This window comes from Burkholderia sp. MR1-5-21, from assembly GCF_053427715.1.
Window position 1 is genome coordinate 46707 of the sequence record NZ_JBSAXD010000014.1, and the last position, 22387, is coordinate 69093.

Here is a 22387-nt window from a genome sequence, read left to right on the forward strand (position 1 = left end):
CACGACTACTGAACGGCCGACGCGAGCGCGTCCAGCGCGTCGCCCGTCACGCGCACGATGCGCCATTCCGGCAGCACGGTCGCACCCATCTTTTCGTAGAAATCGATCGCGGGCTGGTTCCAGTCGAGCACCGACCATTCGAAGCGTGCGCAACGGCGCTCGACGGCGAGTGCCGCGAGCCGGCGGAGCATCGCGGTGCCGAGGCCCGTGCCGCGCTGCGACGGCTGCACGTAGAGATCCTCGAGATAGAGGCCGCGACGGCCGAGAAACGTCGAATAGTTGTGGAAGAACAGCGCATAGCCGACGAGCGCGCCGTCGCGCTCCGCGACGAGCGCCTCTGCGGCCGGATGCGGGCCGAACAGCGCATCGGCGAGGTCGTCGTCGGTCGCGACGAACAGGTGCGTGAGCTTCTCGAATTCGGCCAGCTCGCGCATCAGCGCGAGGATCGCGTCGACGTCGCGGGCTTCGGCCGCGCGGATCAGCGGTTGGCTGCTCATGCTTCCTCCGGCGGGTCGGACAGCACGATCTCGATGCCGCCGAAGCGCGACGCGACCCAGTTGTACGCGTGGCAGGCGATCCACAGCAGCACGAAGCCGAGGATTGCGTTCAGCAGCAGCGCGCTCAGGATCGTGCTCAGCTCGACCATCCCGTAGCGGATGTACGCGACGAGGATGCCGAGCAGCACGATCGGCACGCTGAACGTCAGGTAGACGAGGATCAGCGCCTTGGCGGTCTGTCCCGCGGCGATCGACGAAATTTGTTTCTTCATGTGTGGATTGCCCCCGTAGAGATATACCGATAGTGGAATTCAGATCTGGCCGTCGAACGGCAGGATGTCGACCGGCGCGCCGGCGTCGACCGCACCCGCGTCATGGCCGAGAACGATGAAGCAGTTGGCGGCGGCGAGGCCGCTCAGCGACGCGGAACTCTGCGAGCCGGCCGGCGCGACGTGCCAGTTGCCGTCGGCGGCGCGCGTGGCGACGCCGCGCAGGTATTCGGTGCGGCCAGGGCGCTTCTTCAGCGGTTGCGTGCTGAACGCGCGATACAGCGCGGGCGGCGGCACCTGCGCGCCGGCCATCGCGAGCAGCGCGGGACGCACGATTGCGTGGAAGGTCACCGCGGACGCCACAGGATTGCCGGGCAGGCCGAAGAACAGCGCTCCGCGCGCGCCGGCGGACGGCGGGGCCAGCATGCCGCAGGCGAGCGGCCGTCCGGGCCGCAGCGCGAGGCTCGCGAACGTGATGTCGCCGAGCCGCGCCATCACGTCGCGCGTGAAATCCGCTTCGCCGACCGACACGCCGCCCGACGTGATCACCGCATCGACCTGCGCGGCGACCGCGTCGCGCAGCGCCGCCTCGAGCGCGGCGGGATCGTCGCGGACGATGCCGAGATCGACCGGTTCGACATTCAGGCGTTCGAGCATCGCGACCAGCATCCAGCGATTGCTGTCGTACAGCATGCCGCGGTCGAGCGGCGCACCGGGCGGACGCAATTCGTCGCCGGTCGAGAACACGGCGACGCGCAGGCGGCGGCGGACGGTGACGTCGGCGATGCCGAACGACGCAAGCAGCCCGAGGTCAGCCGGGCGCAGGATCCGGCCCGCGGCGAGCGCGCACGCGCTGCGCGCGAGATCCTCGCCGGCCTTGCGGCAGTTCGCGCCGCGCGACACGTCGCGCGCGGCGAAACGGATCGTGCCGTCCTGCACGGCCACGCGCTCCTGCGGGATCACCGTGTCGCACCCGGCGGGCAGCGGGGCGCCCGTCATGATGCGGATGCAGCCCTGCGCGGGCAAGACGCCGTCGAACGGACGGCCGGCGAAGGCCGTGCCCGCGATCGCGAGCGTCACGTCGCCGCCGGGCGGCGCGTGCGCGCAGTCGTCGCCATTGAACGCATAGCCGTCCATCGCCGAGTTGTCGTACGCCGGGATGTCGAACGGCGCCGTCACGTCGGCCGCGAGCACGCGGTCGAGCGCGTCGCGCAGCGACACCGTGTCGCATGCGTCGACCGGCGCCGCGCAATGGCACGCAAGCGCTTGTGCGTCGGCGAGCGACAGCGGCGCGTGATCGTCTGGGGCGGGTCGGGAGGCAGGCGAGGGTTGCGTGGTCATGAGTCGGACTGCGCCGCGAGGCTTATCGGGTTGGTGGCCGGGGTTCGTGGCCGGCAGGGCGAGAGCGGCGGTGAGCGCGGTGTCGCGTGCGGCAGGGCGGCGCGCGGGAACGGGGCCGGTGCCGTCAGCGACGGGCGAGCACGGCGAGTTCCTGCCAAGAGTTGGCATTGTAAAACGCACGCTCGTCGTGAAACTCGACTTCGACCGTCTTGTGGCGTGCGTACCACGCACGAACCTTGCGGTCGCCGGCGTCGAGCCGTGCCGCGAGATCGCCGGCGAGCGACGTGCGCAGCAGCGCGAAGGTCGGCTGGGGCGAGCGTTCCTGACGCGCGTCGACAGTGACGGCCATCGCGATGTCCGCTTGCCGTTCGACGAGCGCCGCATGCAGCCGGGCGACGAGATCGTCGGGCAGGAACGGCGAATCGCAGGGGGCGCACGCGACGAGCGGCGCGTGCGCGGCGCGCATGCCGGCAAGCAGCCCGGCGAGCGGGCCGGGAAAGTCGTGCGTCGCGTCTGCCACCACGCGCGCACCGAACGGCGCACCCAGTTCGGCGTAGCGGTCGAGGTGGCGGTTCGCGCTGATCAGCGTCTCGCCGACCTGTGGCGCGAGACGGCGCAGCACGTGGAGCGCGAGCGGCGTGCCGTCCAGCAGCTGCAGGCCCTTGTCGGCGCCGTCCATGCGCGTCGCGCGTCCGCCTGCAAGCAGCAGGCCGGCGATCGTCGGGGGAGCGGAAGCGGGCATCGCGCGTCGGGGTCAGCCGCCGATGTACGACATCTCGACGCGTTTGGCGGCACCTTCGGGGGCCGTATCGGGCGTCGCGCTGCCGCGCAGTTGCGAATAGCGGTCGGTGCGGGCCTGCCAGATGCGTGCGATCGCGGTCGCGATCTCGGCGTCGCTCGCACCGCCGCGCACCAATGCGCGCAGGTCGTGACCGGCCGACGCGAACAGGCACAGGTACAGCTTGCCTTCGGTCGACAGGCGCGCCCGCGTGCACTCGCCGCAGAACGCCTGCGTGACGCTGGAGATCACGCCGATCTCGCCGCTGCCGTCAGCATAGCCCCAGCGCTGCGCGGTCTCGGCCGCCGTGTGGGCGTCGAGCGGGACGAGCGGGAAATGCTCGGCGATGCGCGTGACGACGGCGGCGGACGGCAGCACTTCGGTCATGTTCCAGCCGTTCGACGTGCCGACGTCCATGTACTCGATGAAGCGCAGAATCACGCCCGTGCCGCGGAAGCGCATCGCCATCGGCAGGATTTCGCTGTCGTTCGTGCCCCGCTTCACGACCATGTTGACCTTGACGGGCTCGAGGCCGGCGGCCTGCGCGGCGAAGATCCCGTCGAGCACGTCGGCGCTTGCGAAATCGGCGTCGTTCATGCGCTTGAACAGCGCATCGTCGAGCGCATCGAGGCTGACCGTCACGCGCGTGAGCCCGGCGTCCTTCAGCGCGCGCGCCTTGCGGGCGAGCAGCGATCCGTTGGTCGTCAGCGTCAGGTCGAGCGGGCGGCCGTCGTGCGTCGTCAGGCGCGCGAGGCGCTCGATCAGGAATTCGAGATTCTTGCGCAGCAGCGGCTCGCCGCCCGTGATCCGGATCTTCTCGACGCCGTGTGCGACGAACAGCCGCGCGATCCGCTCGATTTCCTCGAGCGTGAGCAGCGCGCTGTGCGGCAGGAACTGATAATCCTTGTCGAAGACCGCGCGCGGCATGCAATACACGCAGCGGAAATTGCAGCGATCCGTCACCGAGATGCGCAGGTCGCGCAGCGGCCGCGCGAGCGTGTCGCGCAACAGGCCGTCGGGGGTGTGCGCGGCGCCGGAGACGTCAGGCATGCCGCTGACGTCGGCGAGGGGAATGATGCGTCGGGACATGTTGAAAGTTGTGCGAGCCAGACCTCTATTCTAGCTGCAAGCGCCCGGCCGGACCCGGGGCGGAAACCCGCAGCGCGGACGTGAAAAAGCCCGCCGAAGCGGGCTTTTTCGTCGTGGCGAACGCGATCAGTGATGCGTCGTTTCCACCTGCTGCATCGGCGTTGAGTCGACGGGCGGCAGCGCCTTGCGTTCGCGCGGCACGCGGGCAGTGCGCGGGAGCTGCGCGGCGGCGTCCTGGGCGGCGCGGAGCTTGCCGGCGTCCGTGTTCACCCACACGAGGCCGGCCTGCATCAGCACCGTCTCGAGGCTGGCCGCAGCGGGCGCCGCGGCGGCCGGTTGCACGGGCTCGACCACCGCTGCCGGTGCCGCTTCGGCGGCCGCGACCGGTGCCGGTTCGACATGAGCCGGTTCGACATGAGCCGGTTCGACGTGAGCCGGTTCGGCAACCGGTGCCGGGGCAGCTTCAGCTGCGACGGCCGGTGCGACCTCCGCGACCGGTGCCGGTTGCGGGGCAACGACTGCCGCAGCAGCCTCGGGCACCTCGAACGCGTCGGTCGGCGACACGGCGACCGGGGCAGGGCCGGCTTCGGCTTCGGCCGCGGGCGCAGCGGCGACCGCTTCGGCGGGTTGCGCTGCAATGGCGGGCGCTGCCGGGGCTTCGTCGACGCGGGCCGGGGCCGGCTGCGTGTCGACTGCGGCCGGCTGGGCCGGCTCGGCGTGCGCTGCTGCGGCTTCCGCAACGACCGCGCCTGCTGCCGCGACGGCGGCTACGGCTGCCGGTGCGGCGGTGTGCGCCGGCTCGATCGTCGCGACCGGTGCCGCGTGCGTTACCGGCTCGTCTGCCGACTCGGCTGCCGGCATGGCGACGGCTTCGCCGTCCGCGCCTTCCTCTGCGTGGGCGACGATCGCGCCGTCTTCGTCGCGTTCGCGACGACCGCCACGGCGGCCGCGGCGGCGGCGGCGACGCTCCTCGCCGTCTCGTGCGCCGGCTTCGGCGTCAGCCATCACGTCGGCGCCGGGCAGTTCGGCTGCGGCAACCTTGTCTTCGACCGGTTCCGCATGGCTTTCGCCGCGGGTCACGGTCTCGAGCGTAGCCGCGTGCTGGGTCGGCTTGCGGCGTTCACCGCGCTCGCGACGCTCGCCGCGTTCCTGGCGCTCGCCACGGCCGGCTGCTTCGACGGTTTCCGGCTGCTCGACGCGCTCAACGCGCTCGCGCGGCTCGCGTTGTTCACGCGGTTCGCGCGGCTCGCGCGGCTCGCGTTGTTCACGCGGTTCGCGTGCCTCGCGACCCTCACGGGCTTCGCGTTGCTCTCGTTGGCCACGGCCTTCGCGACCCTCGCGGCCTTCACGCGGTTCGCGGGCTTCCTTGCCTTCGCGCTCCGGGCGCTGCGGCTGGCCACGGCCGGCGGCAGCCTGGTCGCGGCCGCCCTGCGGCTGCTGGGCGCCACCGCGGCGGTTGCGAGTGCGGTCGCCGCCGCGCTCGCCACGTTGCTCGGTCTTTTCGGTGCGCTCGCGAACCGGACGGCCCGCGGCCTGTTCCTGCACAGGCGCCGGGGCCGGAGCCGGTGCTGCCGGCTGCATGCCGAACAGGCCCTTCAGCCAGCTGATGAAACCGCCGCTTGCCGGGGCGACAGGCGCCGGTGCCGGTGCGGGCGCCGGTTCTGCCGCGCGCTGCGGCGCCGGGCTCGGTGCCGGACGCTCGGGCGTAATGCCCTTGACCGCGGCTTCCTGCTTCGGCTTCACGTCGGCGGTGCGCTTGCTGTAGCCGGTTTCCGACTCCATTTCGCGGGCCGCTTCCTCGGCCATCTTCCACGACGCGCGCGGGTCGTCGAGGCGCGCGTCGTCGTGGCGCAGGCGCTCGAGCTTGTAGTGCGGCGTATCGAGGTGCTTGTTCGGGATCAGCACGATGCCGACCTTGAAGCGCGACTCGATCTTGTTGATTTCCTGGCGCTTTTCGTTGAGCAGGAAGGCGGTCACCTCGACCGGCACCTGGCAGTGGATCGCCGCGGTGTTTTCCTTCATCGCCTCTTCCTGAATGATCCGCAGGACCTGCAGCGCGGACGATTCGGTGTCGCGGATATGGCCGGTGCCGTTGCAGCGCGGGCAGGTCACGTGGCTGCCTTCGGACAGCGCCGGACGCAGCCGCTGGCGCGACAGCTCCATCAGGCCGAAGCGCGAGATCTTGCCCATCTGCACGCGGGCACGGTCATGCTTCAACGCATCCTTCAGGCGCTGCTCGACTTCGCGCTGGCTCTTCGCCGATTCCATGTCGATGAAATCGATCACGATCAGGCCGCCGAGGTCGCGCAGACGCAGCTGGCGGGCAACTTCGTCGGCCGCTTCGAGGTTCGTGCGGGTTGCCGTTTCCTCGATGTCCGCGCCCTTGGTCGCGCGCGCCGAGTTCACGTCGATCGCGACGAGCGCCTCGGTGTGGTCGATCACGATCGCGCCGCCCGACGGCAGCGGCACCGTGCGCGAGTAGGCCGTTTCGATCTGGTGCTCGATCTGGAAGCGGGAGAAGAGGGGCACGTCGTCGTGGTAGCGCTTCACCTTCGCGACGTTGTCCGGCATCACGATGTCCATGAACGCACGGGCCTGATCGTAGATCTCGGTCGTGTCGATCAGGATCTCGCCGATATCCGGCTGGAAATAGTCCCGGATCGCGCGGATCACGAGGCTCGATTCCAGGTAGATCAGCATCGGCTGGCCGGGGTTGCCGCTTTGCGACGCCGCTTCGATCGCGCGCCACAGCTGCAGCAGGTAGTTCAGGTCCCACTGCAGTTCCTCGGCGCTGCGGCCGATGCCCGCGGTGCGGGCGATCATGCTCATGCCGTCCGGAATCTGCAGCTGCGCCATCGTTTCGCGCAGTTCCTGGCGCTCGTCGCCCTCGATGCGGCGCGACACGCCGCCGCCGCGCGGGTTGTTCGGCATCAGCACGAGGTAGCGGCCGGCGAGCGAGATGAAGGTGGTGAGGGCCGCGCCCTTGTTGCCGCGCTCTTCCTTCTCGACCTGGACGATCAGCTCCTGGCCTTCGCGCAGCGCGTCCTGGATGCGCGCGGAGCGCATGTCGACGCCTTCCTTGAAGTACTGGCGGGCGACTTCCTTGAACGGCAGGAAGCCGTGGCGGTCTTCGCCGTAGTTGACGAAGCACGCTTCGAGCGACGGCTCGATGCGGGTGACGACACCCTTGTAGATATTGCCTTTGCGCTGTTCGCGTCCGGCGGTTTCGATGTCGATGTCGATGAGTTTTTGCCCATCGACGATGGCGACGCGCAGCTCCTCCTGCTGCGTCGCATTGAACAGCATGCGTTTCATGAACGACTCCAGGCGGCTCTGCTGCCGGCGCCTCACGGTTGTCAGCCGGGAGAGCGGGGACGACGGCAGGCCGCGCCTTGTTGTGTTGTCACAAGCACGCTGGAGCGGGAACGATGGCGGGGAGAATTGCCTGAATAGGCGCTTGGGTCCCGAACGACGGGGCCGGCGGCCAAAGGGCACCTGCGAATACGGCTTCAAAGCATGGCGTTCACACACCGCACGCTGCGAAAGCGCGCTAAGCCTGAGACCGGCATTGCCACGGGCGCGCGCAGTGAGTCGCGCGCGCCGACGGGCGGCAGATGCTGCGGCTTCGGCCGCAGCGGGGAGTATCGAATCCAGCCCGACTTTCCCGCCTGGGGTGTACTTCCCTGGTTTGACGTCGCCAGTCCCCGCACGCTTCGCGGGGCCAAATCGGGCGCAACGCCGTAATTTTCGCAACCGGCAGCCGGTACGGGCGCGCATCGCGCCGCCCGGCTGCCAATTAAATTCTTTTCAACCAACTTTCCGTTACCGCGGCGCCTTGCCGACCGAATCCGCCTGTGGGCGCGATCCTTGCCGGCGGCCGGCGCCGTGCGTGCAACTTGCTGCTTCTCTTGGTTCGGGGCGAGCAGCCAGCCCCCGGCGCAAGTAAAATGACGGTTTGCGCTTGCGCCTCACCCAAGCCGTCCAGGCCGGCCGGTCAGGCCACCCGCTACGTCAGGCTGGGCAAAATTATATTCAGTATGAATGAGTTAGGCAAAATATCCCAGAATTCGGTCACAAGTGGCCAGGTCTCGATGGTCGAGATCGACGAAAACGCTGCCGGTCAGCGGATCGACAACTTCCTGTTGCGCGTCTGTAAAGGCGTGCCGAAAAGCCATATCTACCGGATCCTGCGCAGCGGGGAAGTCCGCGTCAATAAGGGCCGGGTCGACGCGCAGTACCGGCTCGCATATGGCGACATCGTGCGCGTGCCGCCGGTACGCGTGGCCGCGGCCGACCTCGCGCGCGCCGACACGCCGGTCGTGCCGCCCGCGCATTTCGACGTGCTGTTCGAGGACGACGCGATGCTCGTCATCGACAAGCCGGCCGGCATCGCGGTGCACGGCGGCAGCGGCGTCGCGTTCGGCGTGATCGAGCAGATGCGCCAGGCGCGTCCGCGCGCGAAATTCCTCGAACTGGTGCACCGGCTCGACCGCGAGACGTCCGGCATCCTGATGCTTGCGAAGAAGCGCGCCGCGCTCGTCGGACTGCACGAGCAGATCCGCGAGAACCGGATGGACAAGCGCTATTTCGCGTGCGCGCATGGCGAGTGGCAGTCCGACTGGGGCCGCCGCCGCGCAGTCAAGGTACCGCTGTTCAAGTATTCGACCCCGGAAGGGGAGCGGCGCGTCCGTGTGCAGGATGACGGGCTGCCGTCGCATACCGTCTTCAACCTGATCGAGTGCTGGCCCGAGTACGCGCTCGTCGAGGCGGAACTTAAAACGGGTCGGACCCATCAGATTCGCGTGCATCTCGCCCATCTCGGCCTGCCGATCGTCGGCGACGCCAAGTACGGCGATTTCGCCCTGAACAAGGCGCTCGCACGCGCGAACGCGCAGCCGTCGCTCAAGCGGATGTTCCTGCATGCGCACCGGCTGCGGCTCGCGCATCCGCTGACCGGCGAGGCGTTGCAGTTCGACGCGCCGCTGCCGGACGAATGCCGGCGCTTCCTCGACCAACTGAGCGCATTGCGCGATACCGCTTGAAACGCATGGCACGACAGCAATTTGATCTGATCGTCTTCGACTGGGACGGCACGCTGATGGATTCGACGGCGCATATCGCCTTCAGCATCCAGGCAGCATGCCGCGATCTCGGTCTGCCCACGCCGTCCGACGAGGCGGCCCGCTACGTGATCGGCCTCGGGCTGCGCGACGCGCTGCAGATTACCGCTCCGACCCTCGATCCGGCCGAATATCCGCGCCTCGCCGAGCGCTACCGGTATCACTACCTGATCAAGGACCAGCGCATCGAGCTGTTCGCCGGCGTGCGCGAGCTGCTCGCCGAGCTGCGCGACACGGGCTACCTGCTCGCGGTCGCGACCGGCAAGGGGCGGGTGGGGCTGAACCGTGCGCTTGACCAGGCGAAGCTGACCAGCCTGTTCGACGCGACGCGCTGCGCGGACGAGACGTTCTCGAAGCCGCATCCGGCGATGCTGCAGGAGCTGTCGCGGGAACTGGGGCAGGATCTGGCGCGGACGGTGATGATCGGCGACACGACGCACGACCTGCAGATGGCCGCGAGTGCGGGCGCTGCCGGGATCGGTGTCGCGTACGGCGCGCATTCGGCCGACGCGCTCGCCGCGCTGGCGCCGCGCTTTGTCGCGGCGGACGTCGACGCGCTGGCCGGCTGGCTGCGCGAACACGCATGAGCACCGCATCCACACCGGCGCCCGTACGGGTGTGCGCGGCGGACGCGCTGGCCGACCGCGGCGCCGGCGTGCGCGTCGACGCGACGCTGCGCGGCGAACCGGTCGTCGTGTTCTTCGTCCGCTATGATGGGCGCGCGTACGGCTACCTGAACCGTTGCGCGCACGTGCCGATGGAGCTGGACTGGGTCGAGGGGCAGTTCTTCGAGTCGTCCGGCCTGTACCTGATGTGCGCGACGCACGGTGCGATCTACGCGCCGGACACCGGCAAGTGCGTCGGCGGCCCGTGCCGCGGCGCGCGCCTGCGCCCGGTCGAGGTCGACGAGCGCGACACGCCGGACGGTCGCGCGGTATTCTGGCTGCCCGACGCGGATCTGCGCCCCGCCACCCTTGACTGACGACAACCACGCATGGCCGACCAACCGACTCCTCCCGATTCCTCTTCCCGCTCCGACGGTCGCGAACCGAACTGGGAGCGCGCGGCGCTCGAGCGGATCGCGCTCGCGGCGGTGAAGGAGCAGCGCGCGGCGCGGCGCTGGAAGATCTTTTTCCGCTTCGCGTTCCTCGGCGTGCTCCTGCTGCTCGCGTTCGCGCTGATCGATTTCTCGAGCGATTCGAAGTTCTCGGCGGGCGGCCGGCACACGGCGCTCGTGACGATCGACGGCGAGATCGCGGCGGGCACCAACGCGAACGCGGAAGACATCAACACCGCGCTCGACAGCGCGTTCGACGACGACGGCACGGTCGGTGTCGTGCTGCAGATCAACAGCCCGGGCGGCAGCCCCGTGCAGGCCGGCATGGTCTACGACGAGATCAAGCGCCTGCGCGCAAAGTACCCGAGCAAGCCGCTCTATGTGGTCGTGGGCGACATGTGCGCGTCGGGCGGCTATTACATCGCGTCGGCGGCCGACAAGATCTACGTCGACAAGGCCAGCATCGTCGGCTCGATCGGCGTGCTGATGGACGGTTTCGGCTTTACCGGCCTGATGAACAAGCTCGGCGTCGAGCGCCGCCTGCACACGTCGGGCGAGAACAAGGGCTTCTACGATCCGTTCTCACCCGAAACCGCGAAGATGGACGTACACGCGCAGGCGCTGCTCGACCAGGTGCATGCGCAGTTCATCAAGGCCGTGAAGGACGGTCGCGGCGCACGCCTGCACGAGACGCCCGACATGTTCTCGGGCCTGTTCTGGACCGGCGAGAAGAGCGTGGAGCTTGGGCTTGCCGATGGCTACGGCACGACCGACACGGTCGCGCGCGACGTGCTGAAGGCGCCGGATCTCGTCGACTACACGGTGAAGGAAAGCCTGACGAACCGCGTCGCACGCAAGTTCGGCGCGGAGGTCGGCAATGCCGCGATGAAGGCGCTGGCGGCGGGCGCGCAGTTGAGCCTGCGCTAGGCGCGGTTTCCGCCGGTGGCGGGCTGGTCACGGCTCGCTGCCGGCGGTGTCGCGACGGGTTTGCGCCGGCCGCGCGCCGGATGGCTTGCCACAACACTGCCGCGCCACCGCGCCACCGCCGCAGCGGGCGCGCGCCGTCAGTTCGCCAGCAGCAGGAAGATCGCAGGGCGCTTGTGCAGATTCGGCACAGGCGCCTTTTTCCAATCCGCCGCGGTGCGGCTCGCGATCGTCTCGGTCGCGAGCGTCAGGTCGGCCGCGACGCAGATCAGCGTCGACGGCGCGCAGGTTGCGACGAGCGTGTCGAGCATCGCGTGATTGCGGTACGGCGTCTCGATGAAGATCTGCGTCTGGCGGGCCTTGCGCGACAACTGCTCGAGCTCGCGCAGCCGTTTCGTGCGCGCGGCCGCGTCGACCGGCAGGTAGCCGTTGAACGCGAAACTCTGGCCGTTCAGGCCCGACGCCATCAGCGCGAGCAGGATCGAGCTCGGCCCGACGAGCGGCACGACCTTCACGCCGCGCTCGTGCGCGCGGCGCACCAGCAGCGCGCCGGGATCGGCGACGGCCGGGCAGCCGGCCTCGGACACGAGCCCGGCGTCCGCGCCGGCCAGGATCGGCGCGAGCAGCCGGTCGACCTCGCCGGCCGGCGTGTTCACGTTCAGTTCGCGGATCTCGATCTCCTGGATCGGGCGTGTCGTGCCGATCTTCTTCAGGAACGCACGCGTGGTCTTCGCGTTCTCGCCGATGTAGTAGCCGAGCGTGCCCGCGCGTGCCTGCACGGCCGCGGGCAACACGGCGGCCAGCATCGTTTCGTCGCCGTCGCCGAGCGTGTTCGGTACCAGATAGAGCGTGCCGGCCGTCATGCGCGGTCTCCTTGCGTAGCAAACAGCGGGTAGCCGGCGGTGCGCAGCATCCGGGTCAGCGCGATCAGCGGCAGGCCGACGAGCGCGGTCGGGTCGTCCGAGTCAATCGCGTCGAGCAGCGCGATGCCGAGCCCTTCGGACTTCGCGCTGCCCGCGACGTCGTACGGCGTTTCCGCGCGCAGGTACGCGTCGAGTTCGGCCTCGGGCAGCGTGCGGAAGCGCACGCGCGTCACGATGTCTTCGGTGTGCGTTTCGTCGGTGCGGCTGTCGTACAGGCACAGCGCGCTGTGGAATTCGACGTCGCGCCCCTGCATCGCGACGAGCTGCGCGAGCGCGCGCTCGTGCGTGCCGGGCTTGCCGATCTGCAGGCCGTCGAAGGTCGCGACCTGGTCGGAGCCGATCACGAGCACGCCGTCCGGCGCATCGATCGTCGCGGCGACCGCGCGCGCCTTCGCGCCGGACAGGCGCAGCGCGGTCGCGGCAGGCGACTCGCCGGGCAGCGGGGTTTCGTCGATGTCGGGCGACACGACGTCGAACGGTATGCCGAGGCGCGCGAGCAGCGCGCGGCGGTAACGGGAACTGGAGGCAAGAATCAGCCGCGGCGGGCGGCAAAGGGTGTCCGGCATGGTCGGTTGGATCGGTGAGTCGTAGGGCGCCACACGGCGGTGCGCGGGCGCCAGCTTAAGTGATTGACTGTAAAAGATAAAACAGGTATGCTTTCCCGCTTTTCATCGGCAGGCTCCCGTTGGGTGCCCGCCGGGTCTTCGGAAGTCCACGGCGCCGAGCCGGCTCGACACGCAGGAGCGCACATGAATCCTTCCTCTGGCAAACCTGCGGTTTCGCTCGATCCGCGCGCGATCGACCTGTTCGAATTCGCCCGCAGCGGGCGGCAGGCGTCGGGTGCAGTGCACCTTTCGCAACTGCCGCGCATGTTAAACGAAGTGCCGGCGGACGCGCCAGATCGCGACACGGTCTTCACGTGGCAGGCGGAAGGGTTCTCGCAGAAGGAACTGCAGGACGACGGCGCCGACGGGCAGCAGCCGTATCTGCGCCTCGCGCTGCACGGCCATGCGTGGCTCACGTGCCAGCGCTGCATGAGCCCGTACGATCAGGGGTTCGACGTCGATATGACGTACCGGATCGTGGCGACCGAAGAAGAAGCTGAAGAATTTCCGCTCGACGACGATGAAGCCGATGTGATCGTAGGCTCCCGCCATTTCGATCTCGTCGACTTGATCGAGGAGGAGTTGCTGCTTTCGCTGCCGCTCGTGCCCAAGCACGAGGTTTGCCCGGCGGTTCACGAAAGCCTCGTGTCGGGTGCGAGCGGTCCCGCGGAAGAATCGGACGACGAGTCCGGGGAAGCCGGGGACGAGGGCAAACGGCCGAATCCGTTCGCAGCGCTCGAAGCGCTGAAGAAGGACGAGGACGGCAACAAGAAACACTGAGCAGTTGAAGCGCGGGAAGGCGTAAAGGCCGTGGGCCAGGGTAGTTAAGCGCCGGATCGGGCTGTGTTAGAATCCGGAAAATTTTTAGGAGTTTGTCATGGCAGTTCAGCAAAACAAGAAGTCGCCGTCGAAGCGCGGCATGCATCGTTCGCACGATTTCCTGACGACGACGCCGCTGGCGGTCGAGCCGAGCACGGGTGAAGTGCATATGCGTCACCACATCAGCCCGAACGGCTACTATCGCGGCAAGAAAGTCGTCAAGACGAAGAACGACTAAGCGTCAAGTCACGCGTTGCGCGCTACGATCGCCGTTCGCGTGACAACTGGTTCGCTTGACACTTTCCTGGCTCAACAAAAAGGCGGCATTCAACTGCCGCTTTTTTGTGCCTGAAATTCGTCGCATTCCATGACAGTAAAGCTCACAATCGATTGCATGGGAGGCGACCACGGCCCGTCCGTGACCGTTCCCGCGGCAGTCAAGTTCGTTCGCGCGCATCCCGATGCGCACCTGATGCTCGTCGGCATCGAGAGTGCGATCCGTGCGCAGCTCAAGAAGTGCAAGGCGCTCGACGACCCTGCGCTGTCCATCGTGCCCGCCACCGAAGTCGTGGCGATGGACGATCCCGTTGAAGTGGCATTGCGCAAGAAGAAGGACTCTTCGATGCGCGTCGCTCTCAATCACGTCAAAGAAGGCGAGGCCCAGGCTTGCATCTCCGCCGGCAACACCGGCGCGCTGATGGCCGTTTCCCGTTACGTGCTGAAGACGCTGCCCGGCATCGAGCGGCCCGCGATCGCGTTCGCGCTGCCGAACCCGACCGGCTACACGATGATGCTGGACCTCGGCGCGAACGTCGATTGCGAACCGCAGCACCTGCTGCAGTTCGCCGAGATGGGGCACGCGCTCGTGGCCGCGCTCGAAGGCAAGGAGCGGCCGACGATCGGCCTCCTGAACATCGGCGAAGAAGTCATCAAGGGCAACGAGACGATCAAGCGCGCGGGCGAACTGCTGCGCGCGAGCACGCTCAATTTCCGCGGCAACGTCGAAGGCAACGACATCTACAAGGGCACCGTCGACGTGATCGTCTGCGACGGTTTCGTCGGCAACGTCGCGCTGAAGACGTCCGAAGGGCTCGCGCAGATGCTGTCCGACATCATCCGCGAGGAGTTCGGCCGTTCGCTGATGTCGAAGCTGATGGCGTTCCTCGCGCTGCCGGTCCTGATGCGCTTCAAGAAGCGCGTCGACCACCGCCAGTACAACGGCGCGGCGCTGCTGGGCCTGAAGAGCCTCGTGATCAAGAGCCACGGTTCCGCGGACGCCTACGCGTTTGAGTGGGCGATCAAACGCGGGTATGATGCCGTCAAAAACGGCGTGCTGGAGCGCCTCGCGCGCGCGATGGCGGACAATTCCGTGTCGCTCGGCGACGGCGGGCACGACGCGAGCGGCGCGGGCCAGGCGAGTCCCGCCGCAGGCCATCACGCCGAGCCCTCCGCTGCGCTATCCTCTAAAGCATAAATGGCCCAATCGACTCTCTATTCCCGCGTGCTCGGCACGGGCAGCTACCTGCCGCCCGACCGCGTCACGAACCAGCAGCTGGCCGATCGTCTCGCGCAGGACGGCATCGAGACGAGCGACGAGTGGATCGTTGCGCGCACGGGCATCCATGCGCGTCACTTCGCGGCACCGGACGTCACGACGAGCGATCTCGCGCTCGAAGCATCGCGGCGCGCGATCGAGGCGGCCGACATCGATCCGCAGTCGATCGACCTGATCATCGTCGCGACTTCGACCCCCGATTTCGTGTTCCCGAGCACTGCGTGCCTGCTGCAGAACAAGCTCGGCATCAAGAACGGCGGCGCCGCGTTCGACGTGCAGGCCGTGTGTTCCGGCTTCGCGTATGCGGTGGCGACGGCCGACAGCTTCATCCGCAGCGGCCAGCACCGCACGGCGCTCGTCGTCGGCGCGGAGACGTTCTCGCGCATCCTCGATTTCAAGGACCGCACGACCTGCGTGCTGTTCGGCGACGGTGCGGGCGCGGTGATCCTGTCCGCGTCGGAAGAGCCGGGCGTGCTCGGCAGCGCATTGCACGCGGACGGCAGCTACTCGAACATCCTCTGCACGCCGGGCAACGTCAATCGCGGCGTGATCGAAGGCAGCGCATTTCTTCACATGGATGGCCAGGCCGTGTTCAAGCTCGCGGTCAACGTGCTCGAGAAGGTCGCGATCGAGGCGCTCGCGAAAGCGAACCTCGCGCCCGAGCAGGTCGACTGGCTGATCCCGCACCAGGCCAACATCCGCATCATGACGAGCACCTGCCGCAAGCTTGGCCTGCCGCAGGAGCGCATGGTCGTGACGGTCGGCGAGCACGGCAACACGTCGGCCGCGTCGATCCCGCTCGCGTTCGATGCCGCGGTGCGCGATGGCCGCATCAAGCGCGGCCAGCACGTGCTGATCGAAGGCGTCGGCGGCGGCTTCACGTGGGGCGCGTCCGTCTTCCGCTTCTGATCCGCCGCGCGCAACTGCTGCGCGCGCTCCCATCCGGCGCGCCGTTCGCGCGCGCCGTCTGAATCGATTCAATTGGGGACGATATGAAATTTGCATTCGTTTTTCCGGGGCAGGGCTCGCAGTCGGTCGGCATGCTCAACGCATTCGCCGATCTGGCTGTCGTGCGCGAAACGCTCCAGGAAGCGTCCGATGCGCTCAACCAGGATCTCGGCAAGCTGATTGCCGAAGGTCCGGCTGAAGAACTGAATCTCACCACCAACACCCAGCCCGTGATGCTGACGGCCGCGTACGCGTGCTATCGCGCGTGGCAGCAGGCAGGCGGCCCGGCGCCGTCGATCGTCGCGGGCCACAGCCTCGGCGAATACACGGCGCTCGTCGCCGCCGGCGCGATCGCGTTCAAGGATGCGGTGCCGCTCGTGCGCTTTCGCGCGCAGGCGATGCAGACCGCGGTGCCGGTCGGCCAGGGCGGGATGGCTGCGATTCTCGGCCTCGACGATGACACGGTGCGCGCGGTGTGCGCCGAAGCCGCGGAAGCGGGCGTCGTCGAAGCGGTCAACTTCAACGCGCCGGCGCAGGTCGTGATCGCCGGCAACAAGGCGGCCGTCGAGAAGGCCTGCGAGATCGCGAAGGCGAAGGGCGCGAAGCGCGCGCTGCCGCTGCCGGTGTCGGCACCGTTCCATTCGTCGCTGCTGAAGCCGGCGTCGGACCAGTTGCGCGACTATCTTGCGAGCGTCGACGTGAAGGCGCCGCAGATCCCGGTCGTCAACAACATCGACGTCGCGGTGACGAGCGATCCGGCCGCGATCAAGGACGCGCTGGTGCGCCAGGCCGCAGGCCCCGTGCGCTGGGTCGAGTGCGTGCAGCACATCGCGGGCACGGGCGTCACGCACGTGATCGAGTGCGGTCCGGGCAAGGTGCTCGCGGGCCTCACGAAGCGCATCGACGGCGGCCTGACGGGCGCGTCGGTGTTCGATCCGGCGTCGCTCGACGAAGCGCTCAAGCTGGCGACCGCGTGACGCGGCGCCATTCCCGAAGAAACGGACATTCGATTCATGGACAAGACTCTCGATAAACAGGTTGCGATCGTGACCGGCGCGTCGCGCGGCATCGGCCGGGCGATCGCGCTCGAGCTGGCGCGCCAGGGCGCGACGGTGATCGGCACGGCGACGAGCGAATCGGGCGCGGCCGCCATCACCGCGGGGTTCGCGGAAGCGGGCGTCACGGGCCGCGGCGCGGTGCTGAACGTCAACGACGCGGCGGCTGCCGAGGCGCTGATCGACGCGACCGTCAAGGAGTTCGGCGGGCTGAACGTGCTCGTCAACAACGCGGGCATCACGCAGGACCAGCTCGCGATGCGGATGAAGGACGAGGACTGGGACGCGGTGATCGACACCAACCTGAAGTCGGTGTTCCGCCTGTCGCGCGCAGTGCTGCGCCCGATGATGAAGGCGCGCGGCGGCCGCATCATCAACATCACGTCGGTGGTCGGCTCGGCCGGCAACCCGGGCCAGGCGAACTATGCGGCCGCGAAGGCCGGCGTCGCCGGCATGACCCGCGCGCTCGCGCGCGAGATCGGCAGCCGCGGCATCACGGTCAACTGCGTCGCGCCGGGCTTCATCGACACCGACATGACGAAGACGCTGCCGGAAGAGCAGCAGACCGCGCTCAAGACCCAGATTCCGCTCGGCCGCCTCGGCAGCCCGGAGGACATCGCCCATGCCGTCGCGTTCCTGGCATCGCCGCAGGCCGGTTATATCACCGGCACGACGCTGCACGTGAACGGCGGCATGTACATGTCGTAACGTTTTTCGTTTACCATCCGCGCCGTATCCCGTTTTTCAGGCGGATCGGCGCTTGATCGACCATCAAGCCAACGTGCGTTTTTGCCGGCAGCAAACCTGATAAAATGCGCGCACTTGTAAATCTGAACTTTCCCTCGGAGGGGTAATGGACAATATCGAACAACGTGTCAAGAAGATCGTCGCTGAACAACTGGGCGTCGCGGAAGCCGAGATCAAGAACGAAGCTTCGTTCGTGAACGACCTGGGCGCCGACTCGCTCGACACCGTCGAGCTGGTGATGGCCCTCGAAGACGAGTTCGGCATGGAAATCCCGGACGAAGAAGCGGAGAAGATCACGACCGTTCAGCAAGCGATCGACTACGCTCGCGCGAACGTCAAGGCGTAAGCGCCGTCCGCGCTTTTTGCCTTCGTCGCATTTGACGCGCCATCCTGCCGGCATCCTCGCCGGACGGACTAACAGCCACAGGGCTTGCAGGGCTGGTTCCTGTGGCCGCTGTGGCTTTTGCTTTTGTCATCCAATGGAAAAGAGGTTACCGTGAGCCGCCGTCGTGTTGTTGTTACAGGCCTGGGGCTGATTTCGCCTGTTGGCAATAATGTTGCCGACGGCTGGGCCAATCTCGTCGCCGGCAAGTCCGGTATCGCTACCGTCACCAAATTCGATCCGTCGAACCTGGCCGTGCATTTCGCGGGCGAGGTGAAGGGCTTCAGCGCCGAGGAGTACATCCCGGCGAAGGAGGCCCGCAACATGGATACCTTCATCCATTACGGCATCGCCGCCGGCGTCCAGGCGCTGAAGGACAGCGGGCTGGAAGTGACCGAAGCCAATGCGGAACGCATCGGCGTGCTGGTCGGCTCCGGCATCGGCGGCCTGCCGATGATCGAAGATACCCACCAGACCTACGTCGACCGCGGTGCACGCCGGATTTCGCCGTTCTTCGTGCCCGGTTCGATCATCAACATGATCTCGGGTCACCTGAGCATCATGTTCGGCCTGAAGGGCCCGAACCTCGCGGCCGTGACGGCCTGCACGACCGGCCTGCACAGCATCGGCCTCGCCGCGCGCCTGATCCAGGCAGGCGACGCCGACGTGATGGTCGCGGGCGGCGCCGAATCGACCGTTTCGCCACTCGGCATCGGCGGTTTTGCGGCGGCGCGCGCGCTGTCGACCCGCAATGACGATCCGGCCACCGCGTCCCGTCCGTGGGACAAGGACCGCGACGGCTTCGTGCTGGGCGAAGGCGCCGGCGTGATGGTGCTCGAGGAGTACGAGGCGGCGAAGGCGCGCGGCGCGAAGATCTACGCGGAAGTCTCGGGCTTCGGCATGTCGGGCGATGCGTACCACATGACCGCGCCGAACATGGACGGCCCGCGCCGCTGCATGGTCGCGGCGCTGCGCGATGCCGGCGTGAACCCGGACCAGGTCCAGTACCTGAACGCGCACGGCACGTCGACGCAGCTCGGCGACAAGAACGAGTCCGACGCCGTCAAGGCCGCGTTCGGCGAGCACGCGTACAAGATGGTCGTGAACTCGACGAAGTCGATGACCGGCCACCTGCTGGGCGGCGCGGGCGGCCTGGAGTCGGTGTTTACGGTGCTGGCGCTGCACAATCAGGTGTCGCCGCCGACCATCAACATCTTCAACCAGGATCCGGAGTGCGATCTCGATTACTGCGCGAACACCGCGCGTGACATGAAGATCGACGTGGCCGTGAAGAACAACTTCGGCTTTGGCGGAACCAACGGCACGCTGGTGTTCAAGCGCGCCTGACGCAGGATCGCTTGACGAGTCCTTTCGTTAATTCGGCCGGGTGCCCGCAGCGGATCGCGCTGCGGGCCTCGGCCGTGTCGTACGTGATGCTTGCCGTTTTCGTCGCGTCGGCTGCGTGCGCGGTGCATCTGTTTCTCGCGCCACGCTCGGGCTTTGCGGCCGGCGCCGGTGCCGCGATCGCGGCGGCGGTGCTGCTGGCGTTCGGTGCGGCGCGTGCCTGTGCGCGGCAACTGCCGGCCGAGCTGCAGATCGACGCGCTCGGGGAAATTGCGGCGTTTGGCCGCACCGGGCAGCTGCTCGCGCGCGGCCGCGTGACGGGTTACGCTCACTGGAGCAGCCTGCTGCTCGTGCTGTCGGTCGGGCCCGACGCGCGCCGTGCGCGGGCGTTGCTGATTCCGGCCGATGCGCTCGATGCGGCGTCGTTCAGCGCGCTGTCCGTGCTGGCGCGAACCACGGGCGCGGCGGGGCCGGCATGACGGCGGGGCAGTTACCGACCGTAACCAGCGCCCGGCGCGGGAACGCTACAATAGCGCTCCGCGTTGCATCCCTAGTTAACGGATTTGTCAGGTGAGTGAAAAAGAAATCGATCAGGCTCTGGTCGAGCGCGTACAGAAAGGCGACAAGGCGGCGTTCGAACTCCTGGTCTCCAAATACCACCGCAAGATCATTCGGTTGATCTCGCGCCTCGTGCGGGATCCCGCCGAGGTCGAGGATGTGGCGCAGGACGCGTTCATCAAGGCCTACCGCGCGCTGCCGCAGTTCCGCGGCGAGTCGGCTTTCTATACGTGGTTGTACCGAATTGCCGTGAATACGGCGAAGAACTACCTTGCGACGCAAGGCCGCCGGGCGCCGACCTCGACCGAGGCGGATGCCGAAGAGGCGGAAACTTTCTCCGACGCAGACCAACTAAGGGATATCAACACGCCTGAGTCGATGTTGATGAGCAAGCAGATTGCCGAGACGGTCAACGCTGCAATGGCCGTCTTGCCCGAGGAGCTGCGCCAGGCGATTACGCTGCGCGAGATCGAAGGGCTGAGCTACGAGGAAATCGCGGAGATGATGGGCTGCCCGATCGGGACGGTCCGTTCGCGGATTTTCCGGGCCCGTGAGGCAATCGCTGCCAAATTGCGTCCGCTGCTCGATACACCCGAAGGCAAGCGCTGGTAAGCGTTTCGGGCGAAACGGGGCGGGTCGGGGTCTAGTTACGGATAGAGTCGTGAAGTCACGACGGGGTGTGCAAGATGGGGAGCATCATGGGGTCGGTCAATACGCAGTCGTTCGCGTGCTCGCGTGGCGAGCGCCTTTCCGCTCTGGTCGACGGCGAAATGTTCGACGGCCCGGATCACGGGCAGTTTCTGGCTGAGTTCGACCACGCGGATCGCGCTGCGTGGGCCCATTACCACCTGATCGGCGATGCGCTGCGCTCGGACGATCTGGCGCTGTCGCCGGTGCTGAGCGCGTCGTTCACCGCGCGCATGTCGGCCTGCCTCGAGGCCGAGCCGCATCTGCTCGCGCCGGCCGCCGCGCCGGTCACCCGCAAGCTGCTGTCGCTGCGCCGGCGTGTCGTGCCGGCGTTTGCCGTCGCGGCCGCGGCCGCGACGCTGACGTGGATCGTCGTTCCGCTGATGCAGACGGCCGGCGCGCCGGGCGTGCAGGTCGCGGCGGTGTCCGCGCAGCAGCAGGGCAACCTGCAGCGCGTGACAGTCGCGCAGGCGCCGTCGCAGCCGGGTCTGCAGGACGCCAACATCATTCGCGACGCGAGTCTCGACCAATATCTTGAAGCGCACCAGCAATTCGCGCAGCAGCCTGTCGTCACGGGCTCGATGCCGCTGATTCGCGCTGCCGTTGCCACGACGCCAGGCCAATAAACCCGATGCGGACTTTGCGGTTGAATCACGCCATCTCCGGATGGATGCGGCTGCCGGCTCTCCTGCTTTGCGCAGCCGCGCTGTTGTCCGTTCAATCCCTTCAAGCCAACGCCCAGCAGCCGGACGACCCCGTCGCGACCCGCAAAGGTGCCGCCGACTGGCTCGACCGCATCCAGCAGGCGGCGCAGCAGCAGAGTTACGAAGGCACGTTCGTCTATCAGCGCGGCGGATTCGTGCAGTCGTCGCGGATCGTCCATTATGCGTCCCGCGACGGCGAATTCGAGCGGATCGAGAGCCTCGACGGCAAGCCCCGCAAGCTGCTGCGGCACAACGACGAGCTGTATACGTTCGTGCCCGAGCGCAAGCTGTGCGTGGTCGAGCGCCGGCAGGCCCGCGATTCCTTCCCCGCGCTGCTCGGCGCGAGCGGCGAGCACGTGATGTCGGTCTACGACGCGAAGCTGCTCGGCAAGGACCGCGTCGCGGGGCTCGACGCGCAAGTCGTCGAGCTGGTGCCGAAGGACGCATACCGCTTTACCTACAAGCTGTGGGCCGATGCCCGCACGGGCCTGCTGCTGCGCTCGCAGACGCTGGACGCGAGCGACCACGTGCTCGAGCAGATCGCGTTCTCGCAACTGCAGATGGGCGGCGCGGGCGCCGGCGACAAGAGCGCGATCGCAGCGGGCATGAAGAACCTGAACGGCTGGACGGTCGTGCGTCCGCCCGTTGCGCCGGTCGACATGGAGGCGCAGGGCTGGCAGCTCGCGCCGAGCGTCGCCGGCTTCCAGAAGATCCGCGAGGTGCGGCGGCCGATGGCAGCGCGCGACGCGGGCGACCCGCCGATTCCGGTCGACCAGGCCGTCTTCACCGACGGGCTCGCGACGATCTCCGTTTTCATCGAACCGGCCGAGAAGAACACGCGCAAGGAAGGCGCGGGCAGCACGGGCGCGACACACGTGCTCGTCAAGCGCCGTGGCGACTACTGGATCACCGTGCTCGGCGAAGTGCCGCCGGCCACGTTGCAGCAGTTTGCGTCTGCCATAGAATACAAGGCTTCCAAGTAACG

24 protein-coding genes are annotated in these 22387 nt (G+C 67.8%); 16 read left to right on the top strand and 8 right to left on the bottom strand.

Annotated features, from left to right (window positions below; translation table 11 throughout):
• Nucleotides 1-5 precede the first annotated feature (5 nt).
• The 6 genes from ACV229_RS19950 to ACV229_RS19975 form a co-directional block, all read right to left on the bottom strand.
• Nucleotides 6-497, bottom strand: coding sequence for an N-acetyltransferase family protein (locus ACV229_RS19950; protein WP_448084824.1), 492 nt, complete (start codon nt 495-497; stop codon nt 6-8).
• On the bottom strand, nt 494-769 hold the full coding sequence (locus ACV229_RS19955) for a hypothetical protein (protein ID WP_006476519.1): 276 nt from the start codon (nt 767-769) through the stop codon (nt 494-496). The genes ACV229_RS19950 and ACV229_RS19955 overlap by 4 nt, the downstream gene beginning before the upstream one ends.
• A 39-nt stretch (nt 770-808) precedes the next feature.
• The gene (moeA, locus tag ACV229_RS19960) at nt 809-2107 is read right to left on the bottom strand and encodes a molybdopterin molybdotransferase MoeA (RefSeq protein ID WP_448084825.1); all 1299 of its coding nucleotides are present in this window, start codon (nt 2105-2107) and stop codon (nt 809-811) included.
• A 124-nt stretch (nt 2108-2231) separates the two neighbouring features.
• The gene (gene mobA / locus ACV229_RS19965; protein WP_448084826.1) at nt 2232-2849 is read right to left on the bottom strand and encodes a molybdenum cofactor guanylyltransferase MobA; all 618 of its coding nucleotides are present in this window, start codon (nt 2847-2849) and stop codon (nt 2232-2234) included.
• Between the two features lie 12 nt (nt 2850-2861).
• Nucleotides 2862-3974, bottom strand: coding sequence for a GTP 3',8-cyclase MoaA (gene moaA, locus ACV229_RS19970; protein ID WP_448084827.1), 1113 nt, complete (start codon nt 3972-3974; stop codon nt 2862-2864).
• Nucleotides 3975-4100: 126 nt separating this feature from the next.
• The gene (locus ACV229_RS19975) at nt 4101-7289 is read right to left on the bottom strand and encodes an Rne/Rng family ribonuclease (RefSeq protein ID WP_448084828.1); all 3189 of its coding nucleotides are present in this window, start codon (nt 7287-7289) and stop codon (nt 4101-4103) included.
• A 722-nt stretch (nt 7290-8011) separates the two neighbouring features.
• Here ACV229_RS19975 and ACV229_RS19980 point away from each other — a divergent pair.
• From ACV229_RS19980 to ACV229_RS19995, 4 genes are read left to right on the top strand one after another with little or no spacing between them, the layout of a single operon-like run.
• On the top strand, nt 8012-9016 hold the full coding sequence (locus ACV229_RS19980; RefSeq protein WP_448084829.1) for an RluA family pseudouridine synthase: 1005 nt from the start codon (nt 8012-8014) through the stop codon (nt 9014-9016).
• A gap of 5 nt (nt 9017-9021) precedes the next feature.
• Nucleotides 9022-9681, top strand: a complete 660-nt coding sequence (locus ACV229_RS19985; RefSeq protein ID WP_448084830.1) for an HAD-IA family hydrolase — start codon at nt 9022-9024, stop codon at nt 9679-9681.
• Nucleotides 9678-10076: a Rieske (2Fe-2S) protein gene (locus tag ACV229_RS19990; RefSeq protein ID WP_448084831.1), complete on the top strand. Its 399-nt coding sequence runs from the start codon at nt 9678-9680 to the stop codon at nt 10074-10076. The genes ACV229_RS19985 and ACV229_RS19990 overlap by 4 nt, the downstream gene beginning before the upstream one ends.
• Nucleotides 10077-10088: 12 nt before the next feature.
• A complete protein-coding gene (locus tag ACV229_RS19995) occupies nt 10089-11078 on the top strand; it encodes a S49 family peptidase (protein WP_448084832.1) in 990 nt (329 codons plus the stop codon).
• Between the two features lie 137 nt (nt 11079-11215).
• Here the strand turns inward: ACV229_RS19995 and ACV229_RS20000 are convergent, their stop codons facing one another.
• Both ACV229_RS20000 and ACV229_RS20005 read right to left on the bottom strand, forming a co-directional pair.
• Nucleotides 11216-11938 carry an SAM-dependent methyltransferase gene (locus tag ACV229_RS20000; RefSeq protein ID WP_448084833.1) on the bottom strand — a complete coding sequence of 241 codons (723 nt, stop codon included), beginning with the start codon at nt 11936-11938 and terminating at the stop codon, nt 11216-11218.
• On the bottom strand, nt 11935-12564 hold the full coding sequence (locus tag ACV229_RS20005; RefSeq protein WP_448084834.1) for a Maf-like protein: 630 nt from the start codon (nt 12562-12564) through the stop codon (nt 11935-11937). The genes ACV229_RS20000 and ACV229_RS20005 overlap by 4 nt, the downstream gene beginning before the upstream one ends.
• A 183-nt stretch (nt 12565-12747) precedes the next feature.
• On the opposite strand from ACV229_RS20005, the gene ACV229_RS20010 reads away from it, so the two are divergent.
• The 12 genes from ACV229_RS20010 (at nt 12748) to ACV229_RS20065 (ending at nt 22385) form a co-directional block, all read left to right on the top strand.
• Entirely contained in the window at nt 12748-13383 is a 636-nt protein-coding gene (locus ACV229_RS20010; RefSeq protein ID WP_448084835.1) for a DUF177 domain-containing protein, read from the top strand.
• A 97-nt stretch (nt 13384-13480) separates the two neighbouring features.
• Nucleotides 13481-13660, top strand: a complete 180-nt coding sequence (rpmF, locus tag ACV229_RS20015) for a 50S ribosomal protein L32 (protein WP_010105341.1) — start codon at nt 13481-13483, stop codon at nt 13658-13660.
• 129 nt (nt 13661-13789) lie between these two features.
• Nucleotides 13790-14896: a phosphate acyltransferase PlsX gene (plsX, locus tag ACV229_RS20020; protein ID WP_448084836.1), complete on the top strand. Its 1107-nt coding sequence runs from the start codon at nt 13790-13792 to the stop codon at nt 14894-14896.
• A complete protein-coding gene (locus tag ACV229_RS20025) occupies nt 14897-15886 on the top strand; it encodes a beta-ketoacyl-ACP synthase III (RefSeq protein ID WP_448084837.1) in 990 nt (329 codons plus the stop codon).
• A gap of 83 nt (nt 15887-15969) precedes the next feature.
• Nucleotides 15970-16902 carry an ACP S-malonyltransferase gene (fabD, locus tag ACV229_RS20030; RefSeq protein ID WP_448084838.1) on the top strand — a complete coding sequence of 311 codons (933 nt, stop codon included), beginning with the start codon at nt 15970-15972 and terminating at the stop codon, nt 16900-16902.
• A 36-nt stretch (nt 16903-16938) separates the two neighbouring features.
• Nucleotides 16939-17688 (top strand): 3-oxoacyl-ACP reductase FabG, encoded by a 750-nt coding sequence (gene fabG, locus ACV229_RS20035; protein WP_448084839.1) that lies wholly within the window; start codon nt 16939-16941, stop codon nt 17686-17688.
• 145 nt (nt 17689-17833) lie between these two features.
• On the top strand, nt 17834-18073 hold the full coding sequence (gene acpP, locus ACV229_RS20040) for an acyl carrier protein (RefSeq protein ID WP_004197638.1): 240 nt from the start codon (nt 17834-17836) through the stop codon (nt 18071-18073).
• 150 nt (nt 18074-18223) lie between these two features.
• Nucleotides 18224-19456 (top strand): beta-ketoacyl-ACP synthase II, encoded by a 1233-nt coding sequence (gene fabF / locus ACV229_RS20045; protein ID WP_448084840.1) that lies wholly within the window; start codon nt 18224-18226, stop codon nt 19454-19456.
• Nucleotides 19457-19467: 11 nt separating this feature from the next.
• Nucleotides 19468-19932, top strand: coding sequence for a hypothetical protein (locus tag ACV229_RS20050; RefSeq protein WP_448084841.1), 465 nt, complete (start codon nt 19468-19470; stop codon nt 19930-19932).
• A 91-nt stretch (nt 19933-20023) separates the two neighbouring features.
• Nucleotides 20024-20623: an RNA polymerase sigma factor RpoE gene (gene rpoE, locus ACV229_RS20055; protein ID WP_124829270.1), complete on the top strand. Its 600-nt coding sequence runs from the start codon at nt 20024-20026 to the stop codon at nt 20621-20623.
• A gap of 86 nt (nt 20624-20709) precedes the next feature.
• Nucleotides 20710-21324 carry a sigma-E factor negative regulatory protein gene (locus ACV229_RS20060; RefSeq protein ID WP_448084842.1) on the top strand — a complete coding sequence of 205 codons (615 nt, stop codon included), beginning with the start codon at nt 20710-20712 and terminating at the stop codon, nt 21322-21324.
• Between the two features lie 5 nt (nt 21325-21329).
• Entirely contained in the window at nt 21330-22385 is a 1056-nt protein-coding gene (locus tag ACV229_RS20065) for a MucB/RseB C-terminal domain-containing protein (protein WP_448084843.1), read from the top strand.
• Nucleotides 22386-22387 lie beyond the last annotated feature (2 nt).

What these genes read in the sequence shown, in the direction of transcription:
- ACV229_RS19950 (WP_448084824.1), bottom strand. Translation starts at nt 497, where the DNA reads ATGAGCAGCCAACCGCTGATCCGCGCGGCCGAAGCCCGCGACGTCGAC.
- ACV229_RS19955 (WP_006476519.1), bottom strand. Translation starts at nt 769, where the DNA reads ATGAAGAAACAAATTTCGTCGATCGCCGCGGGACAGACCGCCAAGGCG.
- moeA (WP_448084825.1), bottom strand. Translation starts at nt 2,107, where the DNA reads ATGACCACGCAACCCTCGCCTGCCTCCCGACCCGCCCCAGACGATCAC.
- mobA (WP_448084826.1), bottom strand. Translation starts at nt 2,849, where the DNA reads ATGCCCGCTTCCGCTCCCCCGACGATCGCCGGCCTGCTGCTTGCAGGC.
- moaA (WP_448084827.1), bottom strand. Translation starts at nt 3,974, where the DNA reads ATGTCCCGACGCATCATTCCCCTCGCCGACGTCAGCGGCATGCCTGAC.
- ACV229_RS19975 (WP_448084828.1), bottom strand. Translation starts at nt 7,289, where the DNA reads ATGAAACGCATGCTGTTCAATGCGACGCAGCAGGAGGAGCTGCGCGTC.
- ACV229_RS19980 (WP_448084829.1), top strand. Translation starts at nt 8,012, where the DNA reads ATGAATGAGTTAGGCAAAATATCCCAGAATTCGGTCACAAGTGGCCAG.
- ACV229_RS19985 (WP_448084830.1), top strand. Translation starts at nt 9,022, where the DNA reads ATGGCACGACAGCAATTTGATCTGATCGTCTTCGACTGGGACGGCACG.
- ACV229_RS19990 (WP_448084831.1), top strand. Translation starts at nt 9,678, where the DNA reads ATGAGCACCGCATCCACACCGGCGCCCGTACGGGTGTGCGCGGCGGAC.
- ACV229_RS19995 (WP_448084832.1), top strand. Translation starts at nt 10,089, where the DNA reads ATGGCCGACCAACCGACTCCTCCCGATTCCTCTTCCCGCTCCGACGGT.
- ACV229_RS20000 (WP_448084833.1), bottom strand. Translation starts at nt 11,938, where the DNA reads ATGACGGCCGGCACGCTCTATCTGGTACCGAACACGCTCGGCGACGGC.
- ACV229_RS20005 (WP_448084834.1), bottom strand. Translation starts at nt 12,564, where the DNA reads ATGCCGGACACCCTTTGCCGCCCGCCGCGGCTGATTCTTGCCTCCAGT.
- ACV229_RS20010 (WP_448084835.1), top strand. Translation starts at nt 12,748, where the DNA reads ATGAATCCTTCCTCTGGCAAACCTGCGGTTTCGCTCGATCCGCGCGCG.
- rpmF (WP_010105341.1), top strand. Translation starts at nt 13,481, where the DNA reads ATGGCAGTTCAGCAAAACAAGAAGTCGCCGTCGAAGCGCGGCATGCAT.
- plsX (WP_448084836.1), top strand. Translation starts at nt 13,790, where the DNA reads ATGACAGTAAAGCTCACAATCGATTGCATGGGAGGCGACCACGGCCCG.
- ACV229_RS20025 (WP_448084837.1), top strand. Translation starts at nt 14,897, where the DNA reads ATGGCCCAATCGACTCTCTATTCCCGCGTGCTCGGCACGGGCAGCTAC.
- fabD (WP_448084838.1), top strand. Translation starts at nt 15,970, where the DNA reads ATGAAATTTGCATTCGTTTTTCCGGGGCAGGGCTCGCAGTCGGTCGGC.
- fabG (WP_448084839.1), top strand. Translation starts at nt 16,939, where the DNA reads ATGGACAAGACTCTCGATAAACAGGTTGCGATCGTGACCGGCGCGTCG.
- acpP (WP_004197638.1), top strand. Translation starts at nt 17,834, where the DNA reads ATGGACAATATCGAACAACGTGTCAAGAAGATCGTCGCTGAACAACTG.
- ACV229_RS20060 (WP_448084842.1), top strand. Translation starts at nt 20,710, where the DNA reads ATGGGGTCGGTCAATACGCAGTCGTTCGCGTGCTCGCGTGGCGAGCGC.
- ACV229_RS20065 (WP_448084843.1), top strand. Translation starts at nt 21,330, where the DNA reads ATGCGGACTTTGCGGTTGAATCACGCCATCTCCGGATGGATGCGGCTG.